Genomic DNA, 24298 nt, shown 5'->3' on the forward strand with positions numbered 1-24298 from the left:
AGACAGAGTTTGGGAAAGCTGCACCTTCATCAGGTCAAAAAATTCTATGGTCATTTCGAGGTCATCAAGGGCGTCGAGCTCGACGTGACGGACGGTGAATTCATCGTCTTCGTCGGTCCGTCCGGCTGCGGCAAGTCGACCCTGCTGCGCATGATTGCCGGTCTCGACGAAGTGACCAGCGGCGACATCATGATCGATGGTGCGCGCGTCAACGATCTGCCGCCGGTCAAGCGCGGCATCGCCATGGTCTTCCAGTCCTACGCGCTCTATCCGCATATGTCGGTGTTCGAGAACATCGCCTTCCCCTTGCGGGTCGAGAAGATGCCGGAAGACAAGCTCAGGGCCAAGGTCGAGCATGCCGCCCGCATCCTCCATCTCGATCAGCGCTTGCAGGAGAAGCCAGGTCAGCTGTCCGGCGGCCAGCGCCAGCGCGTTGCCATCGGCCGCGCCATCGTGCGCGAGCCGAAGATCTTCCTCTTCGACGAGCCGCTGTCGAACCTCGATGCCGCGCTGCGCGCCGACATGCGCATCGAGCTGGCGAAGCTGCACCGGCAGCTGCAGGCGACCATGATCTATGTGACGCACGACCAGGTCGAAGCCATGACCATGGCCGACCGCATCGTCGTCTTGAATGCCGGCGAAATATCGCAGGTCGGCGCGCCGCTGCAGCTTTACCACAAGCCGGCCAATACGTTCGTCGCCCGCTTTATCGGCAATCCCAAGATGAACTTCCTGCCTGTCACCTGCACCAATGTCAGCGAGACCGGCATCGAGGTGGATTACAAGGGCCAGAAGGCCCTATTGCCCGTAGCGCCGCGCCAGGGCGTCGTGGGCAAGATGCTGACGCTCGGCATCCGGCCCGAACATGTCCAGCTTGCCGGCGGCGACCTGACCTTGACCATCGTTCCGAACGTTGTCGAGCATCTTGGCGCGCAGACCGTCGCCTATGCCGCGGCTGATGGCATCGACGAGAATTTCTGCGCGACCCTGCCGGGCAGCGCCGCCATCCGCATGGATGCGCCGCTCAAGACCGGAATCAGCGTCGGTGACTGCCACCTTTTCGACGAGAGCGGCCAGGCCTTCGAACGACGGGTGGAATTGACCGAAATCGACATGGGGTTGCTGAATTCGGCCGCTTCCTAAGGGCGGCGGCCCCGGAAGAACCATCCGCCCTCGTGGTTCGAGACGGCCCTTTGGGCCTCCTCACCATGAGGACTGATCATCTCGCCCAGCTTATAGCTTGCTCCGCCCTCATCCTGAGCCCGTCGAAGGACGAGGGTGGCCCCGGAAGCAACCACGAGGGCTGATGGAAGATCGCCTACCAGACCAGTCCGCGTGCAGCGACATCCTCGACACGCGTCACCACGCCGTCGCGATGAAACACCATCTGGTCGAAAAGGTTGGAGACGACGCAGGTGTGGTTCGGGATGATGCGGATCTTGTCGCCGATCTGCGGGCGCGGCCCGGTGCACTTCGACAGGTCGATGACGCCGTGCTCCTCCGAAAGCCCCTTGATGACGGCGTCGGGATAGCCGACCACCTGGCCGTAATCGGCAAAGCCGAGAAGATCCGAGGTGAGCGCCTTCGAACCGGCATCGATGACGGCCCGGTCTTCGGTCGGCCGCGAGACGACGGTGGCGAGGATATGCATCGCGCAATCCTCCTCGCGGCAATGGCCGGCCCGCACCATCGACCGGTCATTGTAGATGTATGTGCCGGCACGGTGCTCCGTGGCTGCGGTCACGAGATGCGCTTCGAACAGGCTCGGCGTGCCGCCATTGCTGACGATCGGGCTTTCGATGCCCTCGCTCTTCAACAGCGCCACGGATTCGGCGAGAAATGCCTGCGTCGCGGCGGCGTTGTCCGGCTTCGGATAGGTCATCAGGCCGGCGAAGGCGAGGCCAGGCTTGCCGGCGATATGCTTGCCGAGAGCGGCAGCCTCCGCAGGCGTTTGCACGCCGCAGCGCGCGCCGCCGGTATCGCATTCCACCAGCACGGTCAGCGGCTTGCGCTTGGCAAACCAGGCGGAGAGCCCGTCGACCGTGACGGTGCTGTCGGCCACGACCTTCAAGCCAGAAATGCGATCGTTCAAGGCCGAAAGCCGAACAAGCTTTTCGGGGCCGAGGATGTTGAAGGTGATCAGGATATCCTCGAAGCCCGCGTCGGCGAAGGCTTCCGCTTCGGTGATCTTCTGGCAGTTGATCCCCTTGGCTCCGGCGGCGACCTGCGCGCGCGCGAGGGCTGGAATCTTGTGTGTCTTGATATGCGGCCGGAAATTCAGGCCGTGCGCATCCATGTAGGATTGCACGCGCGCGATGTTGCCCGCCAGTCGGTCTTCATCGATGATCGGGCGCGGCGTCGAGAGCGCGTCGATCCCGTCGCCGGGCTTGGGGCTGATTTCCGAGGCGATGTCATGAGCGATGTGATGGGCCATGTCAGGCACCTTTCCGTTCTTCTGCAAAGGGATCCGCCACCATCGGCCAGATGTCCTTTCGCGCGCGGCGATAGGGCGTGCGCGCCGGATTGTTGGGATAGGGCGTCCCCGCGGAGCAGTAAAGGATCTGCGCAGCGATCTTGGAGAACGACGCATAGAAGTGATTGGTCGACTTGACGACCAGGATCTTCTTCGTCATCGGATTGATGCCCATGACGGAAAACAGGCTCGGATCGAAGCTTTGAGCCCGCGTCGAATTCAGGATGATGTCGATACCATCGAGCTGAATATGCGCGGCATCGCCGAAGGGCGCGAAGCTCTCGCCGAAGCGCATCTCCGCATTGGTGACGAGACGGATGATCTTGACGAGGCCATCGATGGGATTGCCCGTGCCCGGCGCTGATTTCGCGCCGAAGCGCAGCGGGATTTCCGCGCCCTCGCCGGCCGCCATGCAGATCTGCACGGCCATCGGATCCCAGATCGTGCCGATCGCCGTATCGGTGGCGCCGCGATCGAGCAGTTCCCGCAGAACGACCGTGGCGTCCCCCGCCGTGCCGCCGCCGGGATTGTCCCAGAGATCGGCAATGACGACCGGGCCCGAGGTTGCGGCCATCGCCTGGCTTACCGCCTGCTTCTCATCGATCTGCGGCATGATGAAGGTGCCGCGCTTGGAGAAGAGCTCCAGCCCGAGATCGCGGGCGAGGGCAAATCCCTTATCCGGCTTATTATCGGTGACGACAAGCAGCTTCGTGCCCATGTCCGGCACGTCGCCGGCCATGAAGCCGTGAATGACCGAGATCGACAGGATGTCGGCGTCGCTCTTTTCCATCGCCATGATCTTGTCGACGAAGGAGCGCATCGGCTCGCGCGATGTCGGAAAGACGTCGATCATGCGGCAGTCGAACACCGACATGACGGGCCTGACACGGCCTTCCAGCGTATCGATGGCGATGCGCCAGAGATCCTCGGCGCGATCGACGAAATCAGTGTGCGGGAATTCCTTGAAATAGACGAAGAAATTCGCGGCCGCGAGGCGTTTTTCTGTCAGATGGCTGTGCGGATCGAGTTCGGCGCAGACGAGGATATCAGGTCCGACGATCTCGCGGACGCGCGACAGGAAATCGCCTTCCGTGTCCTCGTAACCATCCGCGACCATGGCGCCGTGCAGCCCGAGAACGACGGCATCAACAGGCATTGCCGCCCGCAGCTGATCGAGGATTTCGTCCCGCAGCTCCTCATAGGCCCGGCGGTTTACCAGCCCGGCCGGATCGGCCCAGGTGGCGGTACCTTCGATTACGTCCCAGCCCTTTTGCGCGGCAATGCGCCGTCCCACGGTGATCGGCGCGGAACATAGCGTCGGCGTTTCGGGATGCATGCCGGGTGGCGCATAGAGAGAGGCTTCGAAAGCGCGCCGGTCGATGCAGATGGGGGAGAAGGTATTCGTCTCGGTCGCGAGGGTCGCGGTGAAAATGCGCAACGCTGTCGCCTCTATTCCATGGGGTTCGGCAGGTAGCCGGTGAAGCCGCTGATCTTCCAGCGCCCCTCATGCAGGCGGCAATAGTAAAGGGTCTGCCACTTCATCACGTCGATGCCGCCATCCGACTTCTTCAGGCTGCCATCGAATTTCTTGCGCACGAGAGCCATGTCGCCTTCGATCTCGATATCTTCAAGCGTCGTCGTGGTGAAAATGGCCGTGCGTGGATCTTCGGCGAAGGATTGCGTGGCGAAATCGCGCGCCTGGCGCAGCCACTCGTCGCGATAGGCAGATAGCGTCGGGAAAGCGAGGCGCCACTTGTCGGGGCTGATCTCGCGCCGGCCGTCGATGCCGATGAAGCCCTCCTCGACGAAATCGCCTGATACCATTGACCAATCGGCGGCAAGAAAAGCGTCGATATCGCGCGAAACGAGCATTTCCCAGATCGAATGCCTGATGGCATCGCTGGCAGGGAAGGGATTCTTGAAAGGATCACGCATTGCAGCCGCCGTCATTTAAATTCTTTTCATGATTTTCGATTTTCACTGGTCAAATTCTGCTTTCTATGGTCACTTGTCAACTTATCAAGAAAATAATTTGCAGGAACCGCATGGCGGCCATCACACGTCAAGGTTTCCGCTGGATGGGGACGAATGGCAACATGCGCCCGCTCGCAAGCCTGTCCACAGGCAATGGCGGGAATGGTGAGATTGAGATGGATTGCGTCGCTTACTACGTGTCAGACGTTTGGAAAACAGCGGCAAAGGGGGGCTGATGGATATCTTCACGACCATGCAGGACGAGAGGGGCCGACTTTCGCAATCGGAAATCCGCATCGCCGATATCGTCCTCAACGATTTCGAATTCGCTGTTAATGCTTCCATCGTTGAGCTTGCGGGCAAGGCGGACGTCTCGCCCCCGACGGTGACGCGCTTCTGCCGCCGCCTCGGCTGCGAAAGCTTTTCCGATTTCAAGGTGCAGTTGGCGCGCACGGCCTATGTCGGCATGCGTTATCTCAAGCCGGAGCCGAAGAGCGTGGCGCCGGCCGACGTTGCCCAGGACATTATCACCAAGGCGCAGAATGCGCTTTTCCTGCTGCATCGCGGCCTGGATGTCGCCGCTATCGAAGAGGCGGCAAACCGGCTTGCCGGCGCCGAGATGATTTATGCCTTCGGCTCTGGCGGCAATTCCTCGATGATCGCCAGCGAGCTGCAGAACAGACTGTTCCGGTTCGGCTTGCGGATTACGTCAAGTTCCGACCACAGCATGCAGCTGATGATGGCGGCGGCTGCGAAGCCGACGGATGTGCTGATCGGTTCGTCCTTCTCCGGCCGCAATGCCGAGCTGGTGCGCGCCTTCGCACTGGCGCGCGAAGCGAAGGTGCCGACCATCGCGCTGACGCAGAGCGGAAGCCCGGTGGCGCATGCCGCCGATATCACGCTGCCGGTCGATCTGCCGGAGGGCGACAATATCTATCGGCCGACGTCGACACGCATCGCCTATCTTGCCGTGGTCGACATTCTCGCCAGCCTGGTCGCCTATCGCATCCAGCCGCAGGCAACGGTGATATTGCGCCGTATCAAGCAACAGCTCGTGGCCCATCGCGACGGCGACGACCGCCAGCTTCTCGGGGACTAGACCGTCTGGAGCTACCGACAAAACAACAATAAAGGGCGGCACGGTTCGCCGCTCGGGAACTAATTAGGGGAAACCATATGAGCAAATCCGTTGCCATCGTCACAGGGGCCGCAGGCGATATCGGCCGCGCCATCGCCGAACGCCTGGCGGATGACCATGATGTCATCCTGCTCGTCGATATAGACGAGACGGCAGTGCGGCAGGCGGCGCTGGCGCTCGGCCCGGCCGAGCGTTTCGTGCCGCTCAAGGCTGACATCACCAGCGATGCCGATGTCGCCGAAATGGCCAAGGCGGCATCGGGATTGGGCGGATTGAGAACGCTGGTCAACAATGCCGGTGCCGCCCGTGCGGTCAGCCTCCACGATACGACGCCGGCCATATGGCGTGCCGACAATGCCCTCAATCTCGAGGCGGCGTTCCTGTGTTTCCGCGCCGTCGAGGACATGCTGAAGGCGTCGAAGGGATCGGTGGTCAATATCGCCTCCGTCAACGGCATGGCCGTTTTCGGTCATCCGGCCTATAGCGCCGCCAAGGCCGGGCTTTTGCATTTCACCCGGCTGGTCGCGGTCGAATACGGCAAGTTCGGCATCCGCGCCAATGCAGTCGCCCCCGGCACCGTGCGCACCCAGGCCTGGGAAATACGTGCTGCCGCCAATCCGAATGTCTTCGAGGAGGCGAAGCGCTGGTATGCACTGCAGCGCGTCGTCGATCCCATCGATGTCGCCAATGCCGTGTCCTTCCTCGCAAGCCCGCTCGCCTCGGCGATAACAGGCGTCTGCCTGCCCGTTGATTGCGGCCTGACGGCGGGGCAGGCGGAACTCGCCCACACCTTCTCTCAATCAGAACATTACTGACGCTCGTTGCCAAAGGGGAACATGATGCAGCCGGCCGCCTATCATCTCGAAAATACATGGTCTCCCGAGGGCGGAAAGCATGGTCGGCTGACCCTGACGCTTTTCAATTTCTCGGACGCGCCTCTTACGAATTTTCGGCTTGCCTATACGACGCTGACGCGCCTCGTCGATCCGCAAGCCTGCGACAACGCCGTCTTCCTGCGCCGCAACGCCAATTTTCACGAATTCGCGCCGCCGGCCGGTGTGTCCATCGCGCCCGGAGAGAGCTGGACGTTCACCGTCTCCGCGCTTCATAGGATCGCGCGGCATTGCACCGACGGTGCCAAATCCGCCTATGTGACGCTGGCGGACGGCACCCATGTCACGGTGTTTACATCGGATCTCCTGCTTGAGGGTCGCGTCAGCGAGCCGCCGCCGGTGCTGCTGCCGGAAGGCAGGCTGGAGCTTCCCTACGCCATCCAGCCCTGGCCGGCGACGATCGATGTCAAGCCGGGCGAAGATTTCCCGGTCGTGCTCTATCCGGCCAAGGGCTCCGATCCCGCAAGCGTGAAGGCGCTTGCCACGGCACAGGCGCTCTTCCGCCGGCTGTTTCCTTCCAATCACATTCCCTTCAGCCTCATTGCCGCGCCTGAGGGCAGGGCGCTGCGCTTCGTCGAACGGCCGGCGCTTGCCCGCGAGGCCTATGAGCTTTCCTTCTCCGGCGATGAAGTCGTGCTTGCTTTCTCCGCCGAGGCCGGCCGCCTTTATGGACTGACGACGCTGGCCCAGCTCCTCGATGGCGCGCGGCGCGAGCCCGGTAAGTTCCGCTTCCCGGTCGCGGGCGTAATCGCCGATCATCCGCGCTACGGCTGGCGCGGCTGCCATCTCGATGTCTCCAGGCAATTCACCCCCAAGGCCGATGTCCTGCGCCTGCTCGACATTCTCGCCTGGCTGAAACTCAACATTTTCCATTGGCACCTGACCGATGACGAGGCCTGGCGGCTGGAGATCCGCGCCTATCCGCAGCTGACCACGACAGGCGTGCTGCGTGGGCCGGACGAGCCGCTGCTGCCGCAGCTCGGCAACGCCGCCGAGCCTGTCGGCGGCTTCTATTCGCAGGATGATGTCAGAGAAATCGTCGCCCGCGCCACGGCGCTCGGCATCGAGGTGATCCCGGAGATCGATATCCCCGGCCACAGCACCGCCACCCTCGTTGCCCTGCCTGACCTCATCGATGGGCAGGAAGCACCGGACAGCTATCACTCCGTCCAGGGTTTCCCGAACAATGCGCTCAATCCGGCGATCGAGCTCACCTATGAATTCCTCGGCAAGGTCTTCGACGAAATGGTCGAGCTCTTCCCGTCCGAATATATCCATATCGGCGGCGATGAGGTCGCCAACGGGTCCTGGCTCGCCTCGCCGCTGGCGCGCAGGCTGATGGAGCAGGAAGGCATATCGGGAACGTTCGCGCTGCAATCCTATTTCCTGAAGCGCATCAAGGCCATGCTCACCCAGCGCGGACGCAGGCTTGCCGGCTGGAACGAAGTCGCCCATGGCGGCGGCGTCGATCCGGAAGGCACCTTGCTGATGGCCTGGGAAAAGCCCGAGGTCGGCATCGAGCTTGCGCGCGAGGGCTATGAAGTCGTCATGACGCCGGGGCAGGCCTATTATCTCGACATGGTGCAGGCCGATGCCTGGCAGGAGCCGGGCGCGAGCTGGGCGGGCACCGTGCCGCCGGCCCATACCTATGCCTATGAAGCCGAGGGTGATTTCCCGGATGAGCTGAAGCATCTCATGAAGGGCGTGCAGGCCTGCATCTGGCAGGAGAATTTCGTCTCCCGCGACTATTTCAATCGCCTGGTCTTCCCGCGCCTGCCTGCTATTGCCGAGGCAGCCTGGACGCCGAAGGCACAAAAGGATTGGCTGCGCTTTGCCGCCATCGTCCCGCTGAGCCCGAGGCTTTAGCTTACCCGGAGCTTCAGCTTAATTGTCGGAAGCGGATCAGCTCTCCACGATCGTCGGTTGATTACGCTTGACGCCGCCGAACGAGAGTTTCGGCGGCTTTTTCATGCCCGGCGGGCATCAAGGCGGCGGTTGGCAAGCGGGCCTGCTATCGCGCCGCCTCCCGCATTCGGCCAAACCCGATGAAGCCCAGGAAAATCTTGCCGGCACGCCTACAGCCCAGGAACATCTCGCCACCGCTCCCGTTATCGCCTAGTGGCGTCAGGAGAGGAGTCGATTTCATCGACTATTATATGATGATGGCCGCATGCGTCGGCGCTGGATCAATTCTGATCGCAGCGCTCGTGGCGCTCTATGGTTGAGGAGGATGGCCATGGAATACGGTGATTGGAACAATCCTGTCATAGTCGAGCTCGGCGGTGCTGGTCACTTCGCGATCATCACCAACGCGCTCGACGCGGCCAACTGCATGAGCGACGAGTGGCCGGTGAACAGTGGGCCTGCAGTGGATGAGGCCGTGCTGGTATGCCTCGATGCCGTTCTCGGCAAGGCGTCCGCCGAGGAATCGCGGCAAGCCTTCCTGGAAGCCGCGCAAGAGGCAGGGCTTAGCGTCAGGCCAGACGCTGAAAGCCTTCACTAGATCGATATGCAACACATGGCGGAAGTGATGAAGCGGCCCAGGACATTTGGACCGGAAACGCTCAGATCATCCAGAAGATCAGGGCGAGGATCACGATAACAGCGAGGATGAAACCCATCATCCTCCCAAGCCCTTCATTGACGTTGCCGTTGCCGACGATCAGATCGTACCAGTCGCTCTTGTGGTCCATTCAAAATCCCTCGGGGTTTCCCTTATTAGGTAGACCTCTTCGTCGGCAGTCAATGATTTAAAGATGATCCGAAGAACTTGGATGTCGGCCGTCGATCAAGCCTTCATCGCCTGCCGGCGACGGCAGCGGAGAACAGTTGGAACCGGTTTGTACGGAGATGCCGAAGGCGAGGATTTTAATCCGCCCGCCCCCATTTCAAGGCAAGCTCATGTGAGCTTCCGGCTAACCGGAAGCTGCATCACGTGCAGTTGCTAAGTCTTGAAATCCTTGAGAAATCACGTTTCTCAAAAAATGGAATGGTGCCCAGAAGAGGACTCGAACCTCCACACCCTTTCGGGTACCAGCACCTGAAGCTGGCGCGTCTACCAATTCCGCCATCTGGGCGACGGACACGCATGTAAGGGGGTGGCCGTCTGGTGTCAACAGGGTTTTTGAAGTTTTCGTGTCAATCTGGAAAAAAGCGGTTGAGGCCCGGGTCAGACCCGGGCTGCAGCCCATGCACTGATGAGGCCAAGTCCCTGTTCCAGCAGGGCCTTTGCTTCGCTTTCGCTTGATGCTTCCACATAGCAGCGCATTTCCGGCGCGTTGCCGGAGGGGCGGAAATGGATGATTCGGTTATCCACAAGCGTAACCCGCAGCCCGTCGATGTCGCTCTTGGAGGCGACGGTCGCGATGGACGTGAGGAAATCCGCCAGATTGGCATCGGAGGCGCGCAGATAGGCCATCAGCGCCGCGCTGGTCTCGACCGGAAAATTCTCCAGGCGGTCGGCGGCCGCAAAGGGCAGGCGGTAGCTGCCGGCAACGGCGGAAAGCGGCTTGCCCGCCTTTGCGGCGGCATAGAGCGTCGCCAGGATCGGCAGGAAGCTGTCGCGCGTCGGCAGCGGCTCCAAGGGTTTGCCCTCGACGGTGAAGCGGCTGGCCGTCAGCGTGCCGCCATTGGCCTCGAAGCCCATGACATTGGCCTTATCCGCGGCAACGGCTTCATCCATGCCGGCGATCACATAGGGCGAGCCGACGCGGGTGCGGGTGACGGCATAGGAACCGGCCGATTCGATGCCGGAATTGGAGGTGACCGGGGTTACCACGACTTCGGCACCGAGGAAGTTTGCGGCGATGAGGCCGAGCAGATCGCCGCGCAGCGGCTCGCCGGTTTCATCCGCCACCAGCGGCCGGTCGCCGTCGCCATCAGCCGAAACGATGGCATCCAGCCCATGTTCCGGTGCCCAGCCCTTCATGAGGCGGATGGTCTCGGCCGAGACCGCTTCGGTATCCACCGGGATGAAGCTCTCGGAGCGGCCGAGCGGCACGACGCGGGCGCCATAATGGGCAAGCACCTGACCGAAGAGATCGCGCGCGACCGTGCTGTGCTGATAGACGCCGATGGTGAGGCCGGCGAGGCTGCCTGATGGCAGCAGGCCCTTGTTGCGCTCCAGGAACAGCGCCTCGGTCTCGGCCGTGCGATTTTCCGCCTCGGCAGGCGTCTCGTCGAGCACCGAGTCACCGATCGCCAGGGCTTCCTCGCTGATCGCCACCTCGTCGCGCTTGTCGATTTCGCCATCAGGTCGGTAGAATTTGATGCCGTTGCGATCGGCGGGAATATGCGAGCCGGTGATCATCAGCGAGGCCGCCTTCAACCGCAGCCCGTAAAGCGCCAGCGCCGGCGTCGGCAGCGTGCCGCAGTCGATCGGCGTCAGGCCAGCGCGCTTCAGCGCGCCGATGCAGGTGGCGGAGATGGACGGGCTCGATACGCGGAAATCGCGGCCGATAAGGACGAGATCGCCCGATTTGGCACGGCCGCTCTTCAGTAGGTAGCGGGCAAAGGCCGTGGCATAGAGAGCGGATGCCCGTCCGGTGAGATCTGCGGATAAGCCACGAAGGCCGCTGGTGCCGAATTTCAAGCTGCTCACAGGCAATCTCCCTTGCAATGATCGGGCTGTTATGGAGCAAGCCGCGTTGCCGATCAACTGATTGCGAGTAGCTGGCTGCCGGAGCCGGTAGCACTGGTTTTGCGTTGTCTGCGACCCCAGATAGGTAACAGCTGCTGCGAAAAGCATGCGGTTTCGCCGCAGAGTGGATAGGAGTTCATCATGACTGTTTTCGGCAGGATCGCGCCCGGATGTGTTCTCGCACTCGCCTTGCTGGCGCAGGCGGATTTTGCGGCCGCCGCTTCGAATTCCCCGAAAATCCTCATTCCGCCGCGCAGCACGAATTCCGTCATTTGCGATTCCCGTGGCTGCTTCGGCTTCGGGGAACGGCAGTTTTACACCCGCCCCGGCCAACCGCTGCCGATTACGCCGCCCTATGCGGGCGGCGTGAACCGCTACGACGCTCCGCGAATTCAGATTCCGCCGCGTGAAACCTATACGCCGCCGAGGACGGTCTATCCTTCGCCGGCCCAGCAGCGCATGCGGCATCAGACATGGTGCGCCGAACGCTACCGGACGTATAATCCCGGCACCGACCTCTATTCCACCATCAATCGCGGCTTCCAGCCGTGCCGCGCGCCCTTCGACTGACGGCGCGGGCGGTACAAGGGTCGCTTTAGCTTTCCAGCGATGCGCGATCGGTATGGCCGAGATCGCGCTCGGGATCGATGACATCGCGCACCCGCTGCTTCAGCTCCTTCGGCCCGGGGAAGCCGCCGTCGCGCTTGCGCTCCCATAAAAGCTCGCCGTCGATACGGATTTCGAAGACGCCGCCGGTACCCGGTATCAGCGCCACTTCGCCGAGACTGTCGGTAAAGGTCTGCAGGAGCTCCTGCGCCATCCAGCCGGAGCGCAAAAGCCAGTTGCATTGGGTGCAGTAGAGAATGGTGATCCTGGGCTTGTCGCTCATCGCAGAGTCCTCGTTGTTTGCTGACATTTATGCTCAACTTTAGCCGACTGCAAGCCGGAGTCATTCTCGGCTCTTGCCTGTCTCGCCGCCTCATGCTCATCTCTGCCCAGGATATCGTTTGGGATCATCAGGATGCGCGTCGCCATTATCGAGAACATGAAAAATACCCCGCTCGGTGCCCTCGGCATCGCGCTCGAAGAGGCGAGGGCTGAGATCGAATGGTTCCGGCCATGGAACGGCGAAGCGCTGCCCGGGGATACGGTGTCCCACGATGCGCTTGTCGTCCTCGGCGGCGAGCAGAGCGCCCGCGACGATCACACCCATCCCTATCTGCCCGAGCTGGCGCAGCTCATGCGCAGTTTCGAGAGCGAGGACAAGGCCGTACTCGGCATTTGTCTCGGCAGCCAGATCCTGGCGCGCGCCTACGAGGCGGAAAATTTTCTCGGCACAGCTCATGAGTTCGGCTGGAAGACGGTCGGCCTCACCGACGAAGGCAAGGCGGATCCGCTGCTCGCCGATATCGGCGACGATTTTACCATCTTCGAATGGCATTCCGACACCTTTACCTTGCCGGCCGGCGCCACCCGCCTCGCGACCAACGGCGTGACATGCAACCAGGCCTTCCGCATCGGCCGCGCCACCTATGGCACGCAGTTCCACTTCGAGGCCAATGCGGCCGTGGTCGACCGCTGGCGCGAAGAATTCAAGGGGACCATCGAGCGCAAGGAGCCCGGCTGGCTGGAGGATTATCCGGAGCTTGTCGCGAAGCACGCCGCTGCGGCCGAGACTGCCGGTCTTGCCATCGCGCGGGCCTGGGTGCGGACGATAGAAGCACAAGTGGAATTTCCGCAGGCCGTGGAAGCCTGAGGACGGCGTACAATAATTACGCACCGCCGGCACATCGGGTCGCGATGTGCCGTGCAAGTAGATTTGAAATGGGAGGAGATGACATTATGAGCACGCTGGAACTACCCTGCGAAGGCAGCTGCCGTTGCGGACAGGTGCGGTTGAAGATCAACGCCAAGCCGTTGCTCACCATGGCCTGCCATTGCACAGGCTGCCAGCGCATGACGGCCGGACCTTATTCGCTGAGCGCCGCCATCCCCACGGAGGGTTTCGAGGTGACACAGGGCGAGCCTGTCATCGGCGGCCTGCATGGCGATGTCATCCATCACTATTTCTGCCCGCATTGCATGAGCTGGCTGTTCACGAAGCTGGATGGCATCGACTGGTTCGTCAATGTCCGCGCCACCATGCTCGACGACACCAGCTGGTTCACGCCCTTCATGGAGACCTGGACGAGCGAAAAGCTGCCCTGGGTGACGACGCCGGCGAAACACAGCTATGCGGCACTGCCGGCGATGGACGAGTATGAAGGCTTGATCGGGGAGTATATGGGGCAGGGGTGAGGCTGAGCCTCACTCATCCCCCATCTTTAGCGCGGCGATAAAGGCTTCCTGCGGGATTTCGACCTTGCCGAACTGCCGCATGCGCTTCTTGCCTTCCTTCTGCTTATCGAGCAGCTTGCGCTTGCGGGTGGCGTCGCCGCCGTAGCACTTGGCGGTCACGTCCTTGCGTAGCGCCTTGACCGTCTCGCGGGCGATGATGCGCCCGCCGATGGCGGCCTGGATCGGGATCTGGAACATGTGCTGCGGGATCAGGTCCTTCAGCTTCTCGCACATGACACGGCCGCGCTTTTCGGCGGCGGAGCGGTGTACGAGCATGGAGAGCGCATCAACCGGTTCGGCATTGACGAGGATCGACATCTTGACGAGATCGCTCTCGCGATAATCGGTCAGGCTGTAGTCGAAGGAGGCGTAGCCCTTGGAAATCGACTTCAGGCGATCGTAGAAATCGAAGACCACTTCGTTGAGCGGCAGGTCGTAGGTGATCATGGCGCGGTTGCCGACATAGGTCAGTTCGGTCTGGACGCCGCGGCGGTCCTGGCAGAGCTTCAGGATCGAGCCGAGATAGTCGTCCGGCGTCAGGATCGTCGCCTTGATCCATGGTTCGCGGAATTCGGCGATCTTGACGACGTCGGGCATGTCGGCCGGATTGTGCAGCTCGATCTCGGTGCCGTCGTTCATGGTCAGCTGATAGACGACGGAGGGCGCCGTCGCGATCAGGTCGAGATTGAATTCGCGCTCGAGGCGCTCCTGGATGATTTCCAGGTGCAGCAGGCCGAGGAAGCCGCAGCGGAAGCCGAAGCCGAGGGCGGCCGAGGATTCCATCTCGAAGGAGAAGCTGGCGTCGTTGAGGCGCAGCTTGCCCATGGCCGAGCGCAGGTCCTCGAAATCGGCGGCATCGACCGGGAAGAGGCCGCAGAACACGACAGGCTGCGCCGGCTTGAAGCCCGGCAGCGCCTCGGCGGTCGGGCGCTTGTCCTCGGTGATGGTATCGCCGACGCGCGTATCGGCCACTTCCTTGATCGAAGCGGTGATGAAGCCGATCTCGCCGGGGCCGAGGCTGTCGACGGCGACCATCTTCGGCGTCAGAACGCCGACGCGCTCGATCTGGTACTTCGCGTCCGTGCCCATCATGCGGATGGTCTGGCCCTTGGTCAGCGTGCCGTCGATGATGCGCACGAGAACCATGACGCCGAGATAGGTGTCGTACCAGCTGTCGACCAGCAGCGCCTTCAGCGGCGCCTTCTCGCCGCCCGCGCTCTTCGGCGCCGGCAGCTTGTTGACGATGGCTTCCAGAACGTCGGGGATGCCGAGGCCGGTCTTGGCCGAGATCAGCACGGCGTCGGAGGCATCGATGCCGATGACCTCTTCGATCTGGTCCTTAATGCGGTCGGGCTCGGCCGCCGGCAGGTCGATCTTGTTGAGGACGGTGACGATCTCGTGATTGTTGTCAATCGCCTGATAGACGTTGGCGAGTGTCTGCGCTTCCACGCCCTGCGACGCATCGACGACAAGCAGCGATCCCTCGCAGGCCGACAGCGAGCGCGAGACTTCATAGGCGAAGTCGACGTGGCCGGGCGTGTCGATCAGGTTGAGGATATAGGTCTCGCCATTCTGGGCCTTGTAGTGCAGGCGCACCGTCTGGGCCTTGATGGTGATGCCGCGCTCGCGCTCGATCTCCATGTTGTCCAACACCTGCTCCGACATCTCGCGTTCGGCAAGGCCGCCAGTCGTCTGGATCAGGCGGTCGGCCAGCGTCGATTTGCCGTGGTCGATATGGGCCACGATCGAGAAGTTGCGGATATGCGAAAGCGGAGTGGTGGAATTGGTGCTCATGCGCGCCATATAGCAGCGCCGCCCCGCGCCGCAAAGCGGAAAAGCGGGGCTTTGGCGGCTATCTTCACCTTATGTTAGCCTTTTCCGGCCCGCCATCAATGAACGCCGAAGCAGACTTGATTCCATCATGCGGTCGTGTATTTCTTATATAGTAGAATCGCGAAGCGTGAGATGTAGGCAATGGCGGATGATGATCTGGAACTGGCGATTGGCGCGCGCATCAAGGAGCTGCGGATCGCCCGTGGCCTGACGCTGGATGAGCTTGCCAACGCCTCGGCCGTCAGCCGCGCCATGATCTCGCGCATCGAGCGGGCGGAGGCGAGCCCGACGGCCTCGCTGCTGTCACGGCTCTGCGCGGCGCTCGGCCTTTCGCTTTCAGCCTTCTTTGCCGAGGAGGATGAGAAGGTGTCGCCGCTTGCCCGCCGCGAGCAGCAGGCGATCTGGCGCGACCCGGGAACCGGCTATATCAGACGCGCCGTCTCGCCGCCGGGAACGGGCTCGAAGGTTGATGTCGTCGAGGTCATCTTCCCGGCCGGCGCGCGCGTCGTCTTCCCGCCGAACACCGCAAGTCTCGGCATGACCCAGCATGTCTGGCTGTTCGAAGGCGAGATGGAGGTGACGCACCGCGATGTCACCCATCGCCTCTTGCCCGGCGATTGTCTCTTCATGGGCGTCGGCGACGGCCACGCCTTCCACAATCCCGGCGAGGGACCGGCGCGCTACAGCGTCATCCTCGATCGCGGCCGTTCATAGCCACCCAAGGATCTTTTCATGCCCGACATTCGCCTTCTCTCCGTAGCCGATGCTCGCGCCGTCCTGCCGGATCTCTGCGATGTGCTCGCCGATTGCGTCAATGGCGGCGCTTCCGTCGGTTTCATGCAGCCTTACGGGCCGGCCGATGCCATGCCCTATTGGCAAGGCGTCGCCGATAGCGTCGAAAGCGGTGCGACGCTGCTTCTCGTTGCCGTGATCGAGGGCAGGGTTGTCGGAACGGTGCAGGTGGGCGCCGCGCAGATGCCGAACCAGCCGCATCGCGGCGATCTCAAGAAGCTGCTGGTGCATCGCTCTGCGCGGGGCAAGGGGCTTGCCCGGCTTCTGATGGAGGCGGCGGAGCGCGAGGCCGCCCGCATCGGCAAGATCTTGCTCGTACTCGATACTGCGACCGGCAGCGATGCGGAGGCAATCTATCCGCGCCTCGGCTGGCAGCGCGTCGGCGTCATCCCCGACTATGCGATGTGGCCGGAGGGCGGGTTTTGCGACACGACCTTGTTTTATAAGCGTATCGCGGCCTGAAAGGGACCGCTCAGGCGGAGAAGGCGGCAATGGCATCCCGCAATGTCGAGCCCGATGTCCATTGCATCGCCTTCCAGCCGAATTGCCGCGCGGCCTGCTTTGGAGTTCGTGGAGGGCGGCTTACCCCCCTCTGTCACTTCGTGACATCTCCCCCACAAGGGGGGAGATTGGTAACCCGCTGCATCGACCTGCCTCAAACTAATATTGTGTCCGCAGACGCCGAAGGACATGTATTGTTGGGAGTAGCGGCGAACTCCCAATAATCTCCCCCTTGTGGGGGAGATGTCGCGAAAGCGACAGAGGGGGGTATCAAAGGTGCGGCAAGCTCGAGCCGCAATAATTGGACGACACATCAGCCCATGGTCATGAAAAGCGGCAACCCGTCGCTCGGTCGGCCATGGATCAGGACACCGTCGACATCGACCATCAGGAGTTTCATGCTGCTGCCCTCGATTCATCAAACGCAGGCGGAAGGTGCCGTCGTTTGCGATTGTCTTCAAGACGGCATCCCGCCCTTTTTTCTCCGCCGCGATGCATGTAAGCCTTCGTGTCATCAGGATAACCAAGCCGACAACGGAGGAGGCGACGATGCGGGTCATCTATTCGGTAGATCACAAGCTCAGGGATGCCAAGACCGAGCTGCATGATGGCCAGCTCGTCACGCCCTTCGAAGCGCCCTTCCGCGCCGAATGGATCCTCGCGGCCGTCAGGGGGGCTGGTTTTACCGATGTCGTTGCGCCGGAAGTCCATGGGCTGCAGACGGCGCGCAAGGTCCATGATCCGGCCTATCTCGATTTTCTCGGCGTGGTCTGGGAGCGCTGGGTCGCCGCCGGCTACAAGGGCGAGGCGATCGCCAATTCCTTTCCCATCAGGCGCACCAGCCAGCGCGTGCCTGACAATATCGTCGGCATGATCGGCCATTATGCCAACGCCGCCGATACCTCGATCACCAAAGGCACCTACGAGGCGGCGCTTGCCTCGATGCGCTGCGCCCTGACCGGCGCCGACTGGCTCCATGCCGGCAATCGCTTCGGCTTCGCGCTCTGCCGCCCGCCCGGTCATCACGCCGGCTTCGATCTCTTCGGCGGCTATTGCTTCATCAACAATGCCGGCGTCGCCGCACAACGCCTGCGCGATCACGGCGCGGCGAGAGTTGCCGTGCTCGATGTCGATTTCCATCACGGCAACGGCACGCAGGACATATTCTACCGGCGAAGCGATGTCTTTACCGCCTCGCTGCATGGCGATCCGATCCATGCCTTTCCCTATTTCCTCGGCCATGCCGACGAGGAAGGCGAGGGCGATGGGCTGGGCGCCAACCGCAATTACCCCCTGCCGCGCGGCACGCCCTGGGAGGTCTGGTCGGCAGCGCTCGACGATGCGCTTTCCCGCATCAAGGCGTTCGGCGCGGAGGCGATCGTGCTCTCGCTCGGCGTCGATACGTTCGAGCGCGATCCGATCTCTTTCTTCAAGCTGACGTCGCAGGATTTCATTCGCATGGGCGAGCGCATCGCTGCCGCCGGCCTGCCCGTTCTTGTCTGCATGGAGGGCGGTTACGGCGTGCCCGAGATCGGCCTCAACGTCGCCAATGTGCTGAAAGGCCTTGAAGGCTGAGAAGGTTTTGCATCAAAGCACCTGATCGCAGCATGAAAAGTTTGAATTTGTCAGTATGGGACCAGACCTCTACAACCGCCGTCTGATTGGGGGAGGTCATGGACCAGAAGCTTGTCGAAAGTGGATCGGATGGTGGCGCAGCATTGATGCCGCATCCGGATGTCGCGCCATCAACCGGCGGCATCGCCGCCGGCGTGCTCATGTGCGTCCTGTCCATGTCGTCAATCCAGTTCGGCTCGGCCTTGTCATCCCCGATCATCAACGCCTATGGGCCGGCCGGCGCGACATGGCTGCGGCTGGTCTTCGCGTCTGCCGCATTGGCGATCATCGTCCGTCCGAAGATCATGAGCTACAACCGATCGCAATGGCTTGGCGTGCTGGCGCTCGGCACCGTATCGGCGCTGATGACGACCTCCTTCTTCTCGGCGATCGCGCGCATTCCATTGGGTCTTGCCGTCGCTATCGAATTTCTCGGGCCTCTGCTGGTCGCGACCCTCGGCTTTGGGCTCAGCCGTCAGCTTCTCTGGCCTATCTTCGCCGCCATCGGCGTCCTGCTCTTGGCCTATGACGGCGAGGAGTGGGTCGGCAATCTCACAGGTGTCCTCTTTGCCATCGGCGCGGGGGCGGGGTGGGCTTGCTATATCCTGTTGACGAAGAAGGTTGGTAATGCCTTCCAGGGTTTGGAAGGCCTTTCCATGTCGCTGCTGGTTGCGGCCGTCGTTTCAACGCCTTTCGGCTTTGCCTCCGCCGCTCCTCACCTGACGGGTTTCGGCCTCCTCGAAATAGCCGGGCTGGCGCTGCTTGTTCCGCTGCTGCCCTATGTGCTGGAAATGGTGGCGCTGCGGCGCATGCCGACTTCATCCTTCGGCATCCTCATGAGCCTCGAACCCGCCATCGGCGCCTTTGCAGGCTTCGTCATCCTGTCGCAACCGATGACGCCATCGCAGATGTTCGGCACGGCGCTCGTTGTCTCCGCCAGCATCGGCGCGACGGTTTTTGCTGCGAAGGGTTGATTGGCGGCGGGTGAGAGGGCCTAGCATCGAGGTTCGAGTTTGCCGAGCCTCTGATACCCTCCGCGAGCTCAAATCCAAAATGCTCACTCATCCCTATCGTGACGCATCTTCCACTGTGCACTTGGGATCAATCATATCCTCCGCGGACCCGCGGGATTTGTTCTCTCCCATGACTCTCGCCAGAATATAGAAGCCATGCTGCCCGTCCGGCGATGTCGAGCCAAAGACGCCGACTACGACGTTTTCCATATTTGCGCGGGCTCCATCCACACCGTCCGCGACAAGCTTCAGCGGGTTCAAGTTTGAAAGATCATCGGCCGCCTCGAATGTTGCCCACCAACCGGCCTTGGTCCTCAGGCTTGTAAACCGGCCGCTGCCAATCTCTGTTGCGTGGGTTTTCAAGAGCGCGCGAAAGCGCGGCGTCTCGCACCCCATGTGGATATGCAGCCGATCTTGGGTGCGCCAGCTGGCGGCGTTTATCGCCAGCGCAAAATTCTGGGGCGACTCTTTCCAGGCACGCTGGCCTAGTTCGTCGGCCCGCTCTCTCCACGCCGCATCGAAATAGTTCGGTGCTTCCGCCGCCAGAAGGCGAGGGTCCTCGATCCCTGGCACGTCGGCGAGCGGCGCAAGAATGGTTCGCTCCTTATCGGCCGGCTCGCGAAGAACCGCGTAGGAAGATAGTGGATCCTCCGCCCGGACGACTTTGACGCACGGATACGGCGATCCTGTCAGGGCAGAATTGACCTCGCAGGCCCTGACGACCAGCCCCAAAGCAGAGCGGCTGGCGAATGAGCTCATGATGACGACGGCGATAACGAGGGAAATAGAGAGAACGACAAGCCGGTGCTTCATGTGTGATTTCGATTTCCTGCTGAGGAGCCGATCATTCCCGAAAACCTGCCTTTCATGACACCTTACCTATCGGCACATTGATATTTCCAGAAATGCTGCCTGGCAAAACAGAAAATGTTGAACTTGCAACGCGGCGGATGGACCGCCTACAGCGCAAACTTGCCATAACGATGTCACCGAGGTCGGCGGCATCATCGAGCGCGCATTTGCCCGCGAGGTGCTTTAAACGGTCTTCCTTGCGGGATCATCCAGTGCCGGATTGTAGAACAGCGAGAGCGTCAGGCTCTTGGCGATGCGTTCGGCCGTTGCCATGAACCAGTCCTTCGCCTGGTCGGAAGGCGCGATATCGGCAAGCGTCTGCGAGAAAAGCGCCAGCCATTCCGGAAAAAGATCGGCCGCCATGCCTTCGACGCCGAGATGCGCCTGCACCGGCTTGCCGCCATAGGCGCCGTTCTTGAAGGCGACCGACGACCAGAAGCGCTTCATCTTTTCCATATGATCGGGCCAGCGCCCGGCAAGGCGTCCATCGAAGACCGGTCCTAGCCGGGGATGCGCCTGCACGCGGCCATAGAATGTATCGACCAGCCTGTCGATGAAGGCGGCATCGATGCCCATGCGAGCCATCTCCGCCTCGGCCTTTTCGCGAATGCCGGCAAGATGAGCGGCGCGGGCCTGTATGTCGTTTTCCATGATGCACTCCGGGCGGTCCCGCATTGAATTCGCGGCAACCGGTTTTGTCAGCGTCTATGTATGCAATTTCCTGACGCAGCCAAGACGTCATGGAGATGTTGCGGCAATCTGTCAAAACTATCCCGCGATTTGCCGCCGCCTTATGCGATGGGCCGCGAATTTTCCAGCGCGATTTCCCTCCTTGCAACAGCGCTTCCCGCTTGACCGGCGCAATGGCTCATTTTAAAATTAGAATAATTCTAAAATTATAAGGTTGCCCCCGATGCTGTTAGGTCTATTCCGCCCGTCGAAACGTTCCTTCACCTCCCTGTCCGAGCAGGAGATCCTGGCCATCGCCATCGCCGCCGAAGAGGACGATTCGCGCATCTATCTTGCCTATGCCGACATTCTGCGCCCCAATTTCCCCGAGTCGGCCAAGGTCTTCGAGGATATGGCCGAGGTCGAGGATACCCACCGCAAGACACTGATCGACATGCATCGCCAGCGTTTCGGCGAGCGTATTCCGCTCATCCGGCGCGAGCATGTGCAGGGATTCTACGAGCGCAAGCCGGATTGGCTGCGCAAGAACCTATCGCTCGATGCCATGCGTGACGAGGCCGAGGCGATGGAGCAGCAGGCCTATCATTTTTATGTCGAAGCCGCCAAGCAGGTTTCCGATGCCTCGACGCGCCAGCTTCTCGGTGATCTGGCGCTGGCCGAGCAGGGGCATGAAGACGTTGCCCGCATGCTTGGCGACAAGCACACGCCGGAAACGGTCAAGCAGGAGGAAGACGCCCAGGCGCGCCGTCAGTTCGTGCTGACCTATGTGCAGCCGGGCCTTGCCGGCCTGATGGATGGCTCCGTCTCCACGCTCGCGCCGATCTTCGCCGCCGCCTTCGCCACGCAGCAGACATGGCAGACCTTTCTCGTCGGTCTTTCGGCGTCTGTCGGCGCCGGTATCTCCATGGGTTTCACCGAGGCGGCCCACGACGACGGCAAGATCTCCGGTCGCGGCTCGCCGATCAAGCGCGGCCTTGCCTGCGGCATCATGACGGCGCTTGGCGGTCTCGGCCACGCGCTGCCCTATCTCATTCCGCATTTCTGGACCGCGACGATCACGGCTGCCGTCGTCGTCTTCTTCGAGCTGTGGGCCATCGCCTTCATCCAGAACAGATATATGGAGACGCCGTTCCTGCGCGCGGCCTTCCAGGTCGTGCTCGGCGGCTCGCTCGTGCTCGGCGCCGGCATTCTGATCGGGAATGGGTGAGACGCGTTCGGCGAAGCCGACGAAACGATCCAGTGAATCGTTTCGAGCATCGAACGCCCTGAGCCCAAGCGAAGGGCCGGCGGGTGAGACATGGGTGATGTTTTGCACTCCCGGGGCAGGGCGGAGATCATCCATCATCACGAAATGTTAAAAATCGGAACGCCTGCCGTCGCCGCCGGTTAGCAACACGAGGCCGCTCTTGGCCTCGTATGCAAACCAAAGGAGATGATCCAATGGCAAATCAAGGTGGAACCCACGAGCAGCATGTGAAGGCTGGCCAACAGAGCCACAAGAACATGGAAAACGACACCAGGAATGCTTCGTCCACCAGCTCCCGCGAGCAGCACTCTGGCAATTCGCGCGGCGGCACCCACGAGCAACACGTCAAGGCAGGCCACCAGAGCCATAAGAACAGTTGACGTTCGTGGTGACGACCTATTCGTCCTTACCGGAGAGTAAGGAGCGTTCTTGCCACATGATGAAAAACGAAAGGCCGGTCCGATGGGCCGGCCTTCCTGCATGATGCAAATTGCTTTTCCGCTTACTTGACGGCGCCGACCAGAACGTCGTTGCCGTTCTCGATGGTGACCCAGCGCCCGGCATTGAAGCTCGCTTGACGCTTCATGTAGGAATAGGGGGTCTTGTACCAGACCTTGACCTGGTCCTCGAGGTTATCGAGGATATAATCGCCCTGCTTGGTGCGTAGCGTCAGCACCGCATGGCCTTCGCCATCCGGCTTGCGCACGACCGTCATCAGCAGGTTCGAGGCGGAAATGCCGCTCTGTATCAGGAGCTTGCGCTTCAGAAGGGCAAAATCCTCGCAATCACCTGCGGTCTTCGGATATTCCCAATATTCTTCCTGGCCGTAGACTTCCATGTCCGTTGCCGGTTGGATGGTCTTGTTGACGCGGAGATTGATCTGGGTGACCAGCGCCCAGGAAGCGGCGTTCATGTCGAGCGGACCGGCATTGCGGGTCGGGCCGCATTCGTCGGCATGCCTCTGGCAGAAATCATAGTGCCCGATCGGCTGGGAGGTCACGTTGCCAACCGTCATCGCTGCGCTCTGCTGAGGCGCCGGCACGGCCGACGACGACATCGCAACTATAGCAGCGAAGGCAATCAATACGCCCTTAATACGCACGCCCACTATCCTTGTATCGTCCCTGCATTTGTTAACAAATTGTTAATGTAGGGGGGCGTGGGAAGTCAATCGTTACTTAAGTGTTAACGCCGGAACCGGCTCATATGGTTAATTTCGGCACAATCCAGGGGATAGTTGCCACAATTCCATGCCTCTTATGATTATGGGAGCGCGCGCCAATATAGCTCCGGCAGCGATGCCGTGCTTGAAGTATTTCGCTCGTATCTGCTTGTTATTATGGCGTATTATGAAGAGCTAACGTCTCGGCGATATCAAGCATGCGCTCCAGATCCTGGGGACGCGACAGGCGATGGTCGCCATCACGCACAAGTGTTAACACCACATCGTCCGCCGGCAGGTGCTCGACGAGCTTTAACGAATGCGCAAAAGGCACGTCGGCGTCCTGCATGCCCTGCAATATATGCACCGGGCAGCCGGTCTCGACGATGCCCGTCAGCACGCGATTGGCGCGGCCATCCTCGATGAGGGCGCGGGTGAAGATGTTCGGCTCGGGGCTGTATTCCGAAGGCTCCTCGAAATAGCCGCGCTCCTCCAGCGATCGCCGCTCCGTCTCGGAAAGGTTCGGTTCAATGAGGTCGACGGTAAAGTCGGGGGCGGGCGCGATCAGCACCAGGCCCGCAATGGCGGGCGCCTTCTTGCGCTTGCGCAATTCCTGGATCACCCGAAGCGCGATCCAGCCGCCCATCGACGAGCCGACAAGAACGATCTTCTTCGGCTTGATGTGGTCGATGACGGCAAGCGCCTCTTCCAGCCAGCGCGAAATCGTGCCGTCGGTAAACTTGCCGCCGGATTGGCCGTGCCCGGAATAGTCGAAGCGAATGCAGCCGATACCCAGTCGCGCCGCCAGCGCATCCAGCTCCACCGCCTTGGTCCCGCTCATGTCCGACCGATAGCCGGAGAGCCAGACGAAGCTGACATTCTCGGCACCCTTGCCGGCCGCGCGCTGGACGACGGCGATCTGGCGTTCGCTCTCGCCCGTGCCGACGGGAAGGAAGATCGGTTGGATGGCTGCGGCTGTCTCGGACATGAAAACTCCCGGATTTTCTGCCCTATAGAACAGATTCGCGTTTGCGTGACCCGAAAAATCCTCGATCTTTGCGCAAGGGTTTCTATATTATCCGGGAACGATACTGTGTCCTTGGCGCATCTTGCGCCTCCAAGACATGCCCTCGACACGCGG

At 61.5% G+C, this 24298-nt stretch carries 25 protein-coding genes, 1 tRNA gene and 1 pseudogene; 14 read left to right on the forward strand and 13 right to left on the reverse strand.

Features of this window, described 5'->3' with window-relative positions; translation table 11 throughout:
* Nucleotides 1-9: 9 nt before the first annotated feature.
* Nucleotides 10-1143 carry a sn-glycerol-3-phosphate ABC transporter ATP-binding protein UgpC gene (gene ugpC / locus CCGE531_RS01850; protein ID WP_120662663.1) on the forward strand — a complete coding sequence of 378 codons (1134 nt, stop codon included), beginning with the start codon at nt 10-12 and terminating at the stop codon, nt 1141-1143.
* Nucleotides 1144-1318: 175 nt separating this feature from the next.
* On the opposite strand, the gene CCGE531_RS01855 is transcribed toward ugpC, so the two are convergent.
* Genes CCGE531_RS01855 through CCGE531_RS01865 form a run of 3 tightly spaced genes read right to left on the reverse strand, consistent with a single transcriptional unit; the run spans nt 1319 to nt 4408 of the window.
* Nucleotides 1319-2434, reverse strand: a complete 1116-nt coding sequence (locus CCGE531_RS01855) for a D-TA family PLP-dependent enzyme (RefSeq protein WP_245458954.1) — start codon at nt 2432-2434, stop codon at nt 1319-1321.
* A gap of 1 nt (nt 2435) precedes the next feature.
* A complete protein-coding gene (locus CCGE531_RS01860; protein WP_120662664.1) occupies nt 2436-3911 on the reverse strand; it encodes a M81 family metallopeptidase in 1476 nt (491 codons plus the stop codon).
* Nucleotides 3912-3922: 11 nt separating this feature from the next.
* A complete protein-coding gene (locus CCGE531_RS01865) occupies nt 3923-4408 on the reverse strand; it encodes a hypothetical protein (RefSeq protein ID WP_120666381.1) in 486 nt (161 codons plus the stop codon).
* A gap of 274 nt (nt 4409-4682) precedes the next feature.
* Here CCGE531_RS01865 and CCGE531_RS01870 point away from each other — a divergent pair, with 274 nt between their 5' ends.
* The 4 genes from CCGE531_RS01870 to CCGE531_RS01890 all read left to right on the forward strand — a co-directional run bounded on the left by CCGE531_RS01870 (nt 4683) and on the right by CCGE531_RS01890 (nt 8981).
* Nucleotides 4683-5546, forward strand: coding sequence for a MurR/RpiR family transcriptional regulator (locus tag CCGE531_RS01870; RefSeq protein WP_120662665.1), 864 nt, complete (start codon nt 4683-4685; stop codon nt 5544-5546).
* Between the two features lie 77 nt (nt 5547-5623).
* The gene (locus CCGE531_RS01875) at nt 5624-6400 is read left to right on the forward strand and encodes an SDR family oxidoreductase (protein ID WP_120662666.1); all 777 of its coding nucleotides are present in this window, start codon (nt 5624-5626) and stop codon (nt 6398-6400) included.
* Between the two features lie 24 nt (nt 6401-6424).
* On the forward strand, nt 6425-8344 hold the full coding sequence (locus CCGE531_RS01880) for a beta-N-acetylhexosaminidase (RefSeq protein WP_120662667.1): 1920 nt from the start codon (nt 6425-6427) through the stop codon (nt 8342-8344).
* A 370-nt stretch (nt 8345-8714) separates the two neighbouring features.
* A complete protein-coding gene (locus CCGE531_RS01890) occupies nt 8715-8981 on the forward strand; it encodes a DUF982 domain-containing protein (RefSeq protein WP_162943832.1) in 267 nt (88 codons plus the stop codon).
* Between the two features lie 61 nt (nt 8982-9042).
* On the opposite strand, the gene CCGE531_RS35165 is transcribed toward CCGE531_RS01890, so the two are convergent.
* The 3 genes from CCGE531_RS35165 to CCGE531_RS01900 all read right to left on the reverse strand — a co-directional run bounded on the left by CCGE531_RS35165 (nt 9043) and on the right by CCGE531_RS01900 (nt 11069).
* A complete protein-coding gene (locus tag CCGE531_RS35165) occupies nt 9043-9171 on the reverse strand; it encodes a hypothetical protein (protein WP_281024439.1) in 129 nt (42 codons plus the stop codon).
* Between the two features lie 297 nt (nt 9172-9468).
* Nucleotides 9469-9555: transfer RNA gene (locus tag CCGE531_RS01895), tRNA-Leu, on the reverse strand.
* A gap of 92 nt (nt 9556-9647) precedes the next feature.
* Nucleotides 9648-11069, reverse strand: a complete 1422-nt coding sequence (locus CCGE531_RS01900) for a phosphomannomutase (RefSeq protein ID WP_205586487.1) — start codon at nt 11067-11069, stop codon at nt 9648-9650.
* A gap of 189 nt (nt 11070-11258) precedes the next feature.
* Between CCGE531_RS01900 and CCGE531_RS01905 the strand changes: the two genes are divergently transcribed.
* Nucleotides 11259-11687 carry a BA14K family protein gene (locus CCGE531_RS01905; RefSeq protein ID WP_120662671.1) on the forward strand — a complete coding sequence of 143 codons (429 nt, stop codon included), beginning with the start codon at nt 11259-11261 and terminating at the stop codon, nt 11685-11687.
* Between the two features lie 25 nt (nt 11688-11712).
* Here the strand turns inward: CCGE531_RS01905 and CCGE531_RS01910 are convergent, their stop codons facing one another.
* Entirely contained in the window at nt 11713-12006 is a 294-nt protein-coding gene (locus CCGE531_RS01910; protein ID WP_034514177.1) for a SelT/SelW/SelH family protein, read from the reverse strand.
* A gap of 132 nt (nt 12007-12138) precedes the next feature.
* On the opposite strand from CCGE531_RS01910, the gene CCGE531_RS01915 reads away from it, so the two are divergent.
* Entirely contained in the window at nt 12139-12873 is a 735-nt protein-coding gene (locus CCGE531_RS01915; protein ID WP_120662672.1) for a type 1 glutamine amidotransferase, read from the forward strand.
* Nucleotides 12874-12959: 86 nt separating this feature from the next.
* Nucleotides 12960-13415 carry a GFA family protein gene (locus tag CCGE531_RS01920; protein WP_120662673.1) on the forward strand — a complete coding sequence of 152 codons (456 nt, stop codon included), beginning with the start codon at nt 12960-12962 and terminating at the stop codon, nt 13413-13415.
* Between the two features lie 9 nt (nt 13416-13424).
* Here the strand turns inward: CCGE531_RS01920 and lepA are convergent, their stop codons facing one another.
* The gene (gene lepA / locus CCGE531_RS01925; protein ID WP_120662674.1) at nt 13425-15257 is read right to left on the reverse strand and encodes a translation elongation factor 4; all 1833 of its coding nucleotides are present in this window, start codon (nt 15255-15257) and stop codon (nt 13425-13427) included.
* A gap of 171 nt (nt 15258-15428) precedes the next feature.
* Between lepA and CCGE531_RS01930 the strand changes: the two genes are divergently transcribed.
* Both CCGE531_RS01930 and CCGE531_RS01935 read left to right on the forward strand, forming a co-directional pair.
* The gene (locus CCGE531_RS01930; RefSeq protein ID WP_120662675.1) at nt 15429-16001 is read left to right on the forward strand and encodes a helix-turn-helix transcriptional regulator; all 573 of its coding nucleotides are present in this window, start codon (nt 15429-15431) and stop codon (nt 15999-16001) included.
* Between the two features lie 18 nt (nt 16002-16019).
* The gene (locus CCGE531_RS01935; RefSeq protein WP_120662676.1) at nt 16020-16541 is read left to right on the forward strand and encodes a GNAT family N-acetyltransferase; all 522 of its coding nucleotides are present in this window, start codon (nt 16020-16022) and stop codon (nt 16539-16541) included.
* A 367-nt stretch (nt 16542-16908) separates the two neighbouring features.
* On the opposite strand, the pseudogene CCGE531_RS01945 reads toward CCGE531_RS01935, so the two are convergent.
* Nucleotides 16909-16980, reverse strand: a pseudogene (locus CCGE531_RS01945) (HAD family phosphatase); the annotation flags it as partial.
* 149 nt (nt 16981-17129) lie between these two features.
* Between CCGE531_RS01945 and CCGE531_RS01950 the strand changes: the two are divergent.
* Both CCGE531_RS01950 and CCGE531_RS01955 read left to right on the forward strand, forming a co-directional pair.
* On the forward strand, nt 17130-18155 hold the full coding sequence (locus tag CCGE531_RS01950) for a histone deacetylase family protein (protein ID WP_120666382.1): 1026 nt from the start codon (nt 17130-17132) through the stop codon (nt 18153-18155).
* A 98-nt stretch (nt 18156-18253) separates the two neighbouring features.
* A complete protein-coding gene (locus tag CCGE531_RS01955) occupies nt 18254-19168 on the forward strand; it encodes an EamA family transporter (RefSeq protein ID WP_120662677.1) in 915 nt (304 codons plus the stop codon).
* A 93-nt stretch (nt 19169-19261) separates the two neighbouring features.
* On the opposite strand, the gene CCGE531_RS01960 is transcribed toward CCGE531_RS01955, so the two are convergent.
* On the reverse strand, nt 19262-19966 hold the full coding sequence (locus tag CCGE531_RS01960) for a CDP-diacylglycerol diphosphatase (protein WP_245458955.1): 705 nt from the start codon (nt 19964-19966) through the stop codon (nt 19262-19264).
* A gap of 276 nt (nt 19967-20242) precedes the next feature.
* The gene (locus CCGE531_RS01965; RefSeq protein ID WP_120662679.1) at nt 20243-20710 is read right to left on the reverse strand and encodes a truncated hemoglobin; all 468 of its coding nucleotides are present in this window, start codon (nt 20708-20710) and stop codon (nt 20243-20245) included.
* Nucleotides 20711-20972: 262 nt separating this feature from the next.
* Between CCGE531_RS01965 and mbfA the strand changes: the two genes are divergently transcribed.
* Both mbfA and CCGE531_RS01975 read left to right on the forward strand, forming a co-directional pair.
* A complete protein-coding gene (mbfA, locus tag CCGE531_RS01970) occupies nt 20973-21956 on the forward strand; it encodes an iron exporter MbfA (RefSeq protein ID WP_120662680.1) in 984 nt (327 codons plus the stop codon).
* A gap of 233 nt (nt 21957-22189) precedes the next feature.
* On the forward strand, nt 22190-22375 hold the full coding sequence (locus CCGE531_RS01975; protein WP_120666384.1) for a hypothetical protein: 186 nt from the start codon (nt 22190-22192) through the stop codon (nt 22373-22375).
* Nucleotides 22376-22497: 122 nt separating this feature from the next.
* Here the strand turns inward: CCGE531_RS01975 and CCGE531_RS01980 are convergent, their stop codons facing one another.
* Both CCGE531_RS01980 and CCGE531_RS01985 read right to left on the reverse strand, forming a co-directional pair.
* Nucleotides 22498-23097, reverse strand: a complete 600-nt coding sequence (locus CCGE531_RS01980; RefSeq protein ID WP_120662681.1) for a transglutaminase-like cysteine peptidase — start codon at nt 23095-23097, stop codon at nt 22498-22500.
* Between the two features lie 235 nt (nt 23098-23332).
* The gene (locus tag CCGE531_RS01985) at nt 23333-24145 is read right to left on the reverse strand and encodes an alpha/beta hydrolase (protein ID WP_120662682.1); all 813 of its coding nucleotides are present in this window, start codon (nt 24143-24145) and stop codon (nt 23333-23335) included.
* Nucleotides 24146-24298: the final 153 nt, after the last annotated feature.

This window comes from Rhizobium sp. CCGE531 (assembly GCF_003627795.1).
GTDB lineage: Bacteria > Pseudomonadota > Alphaproteobacteria > Rhizobiales > Rhizobiaceae > Rhizobium.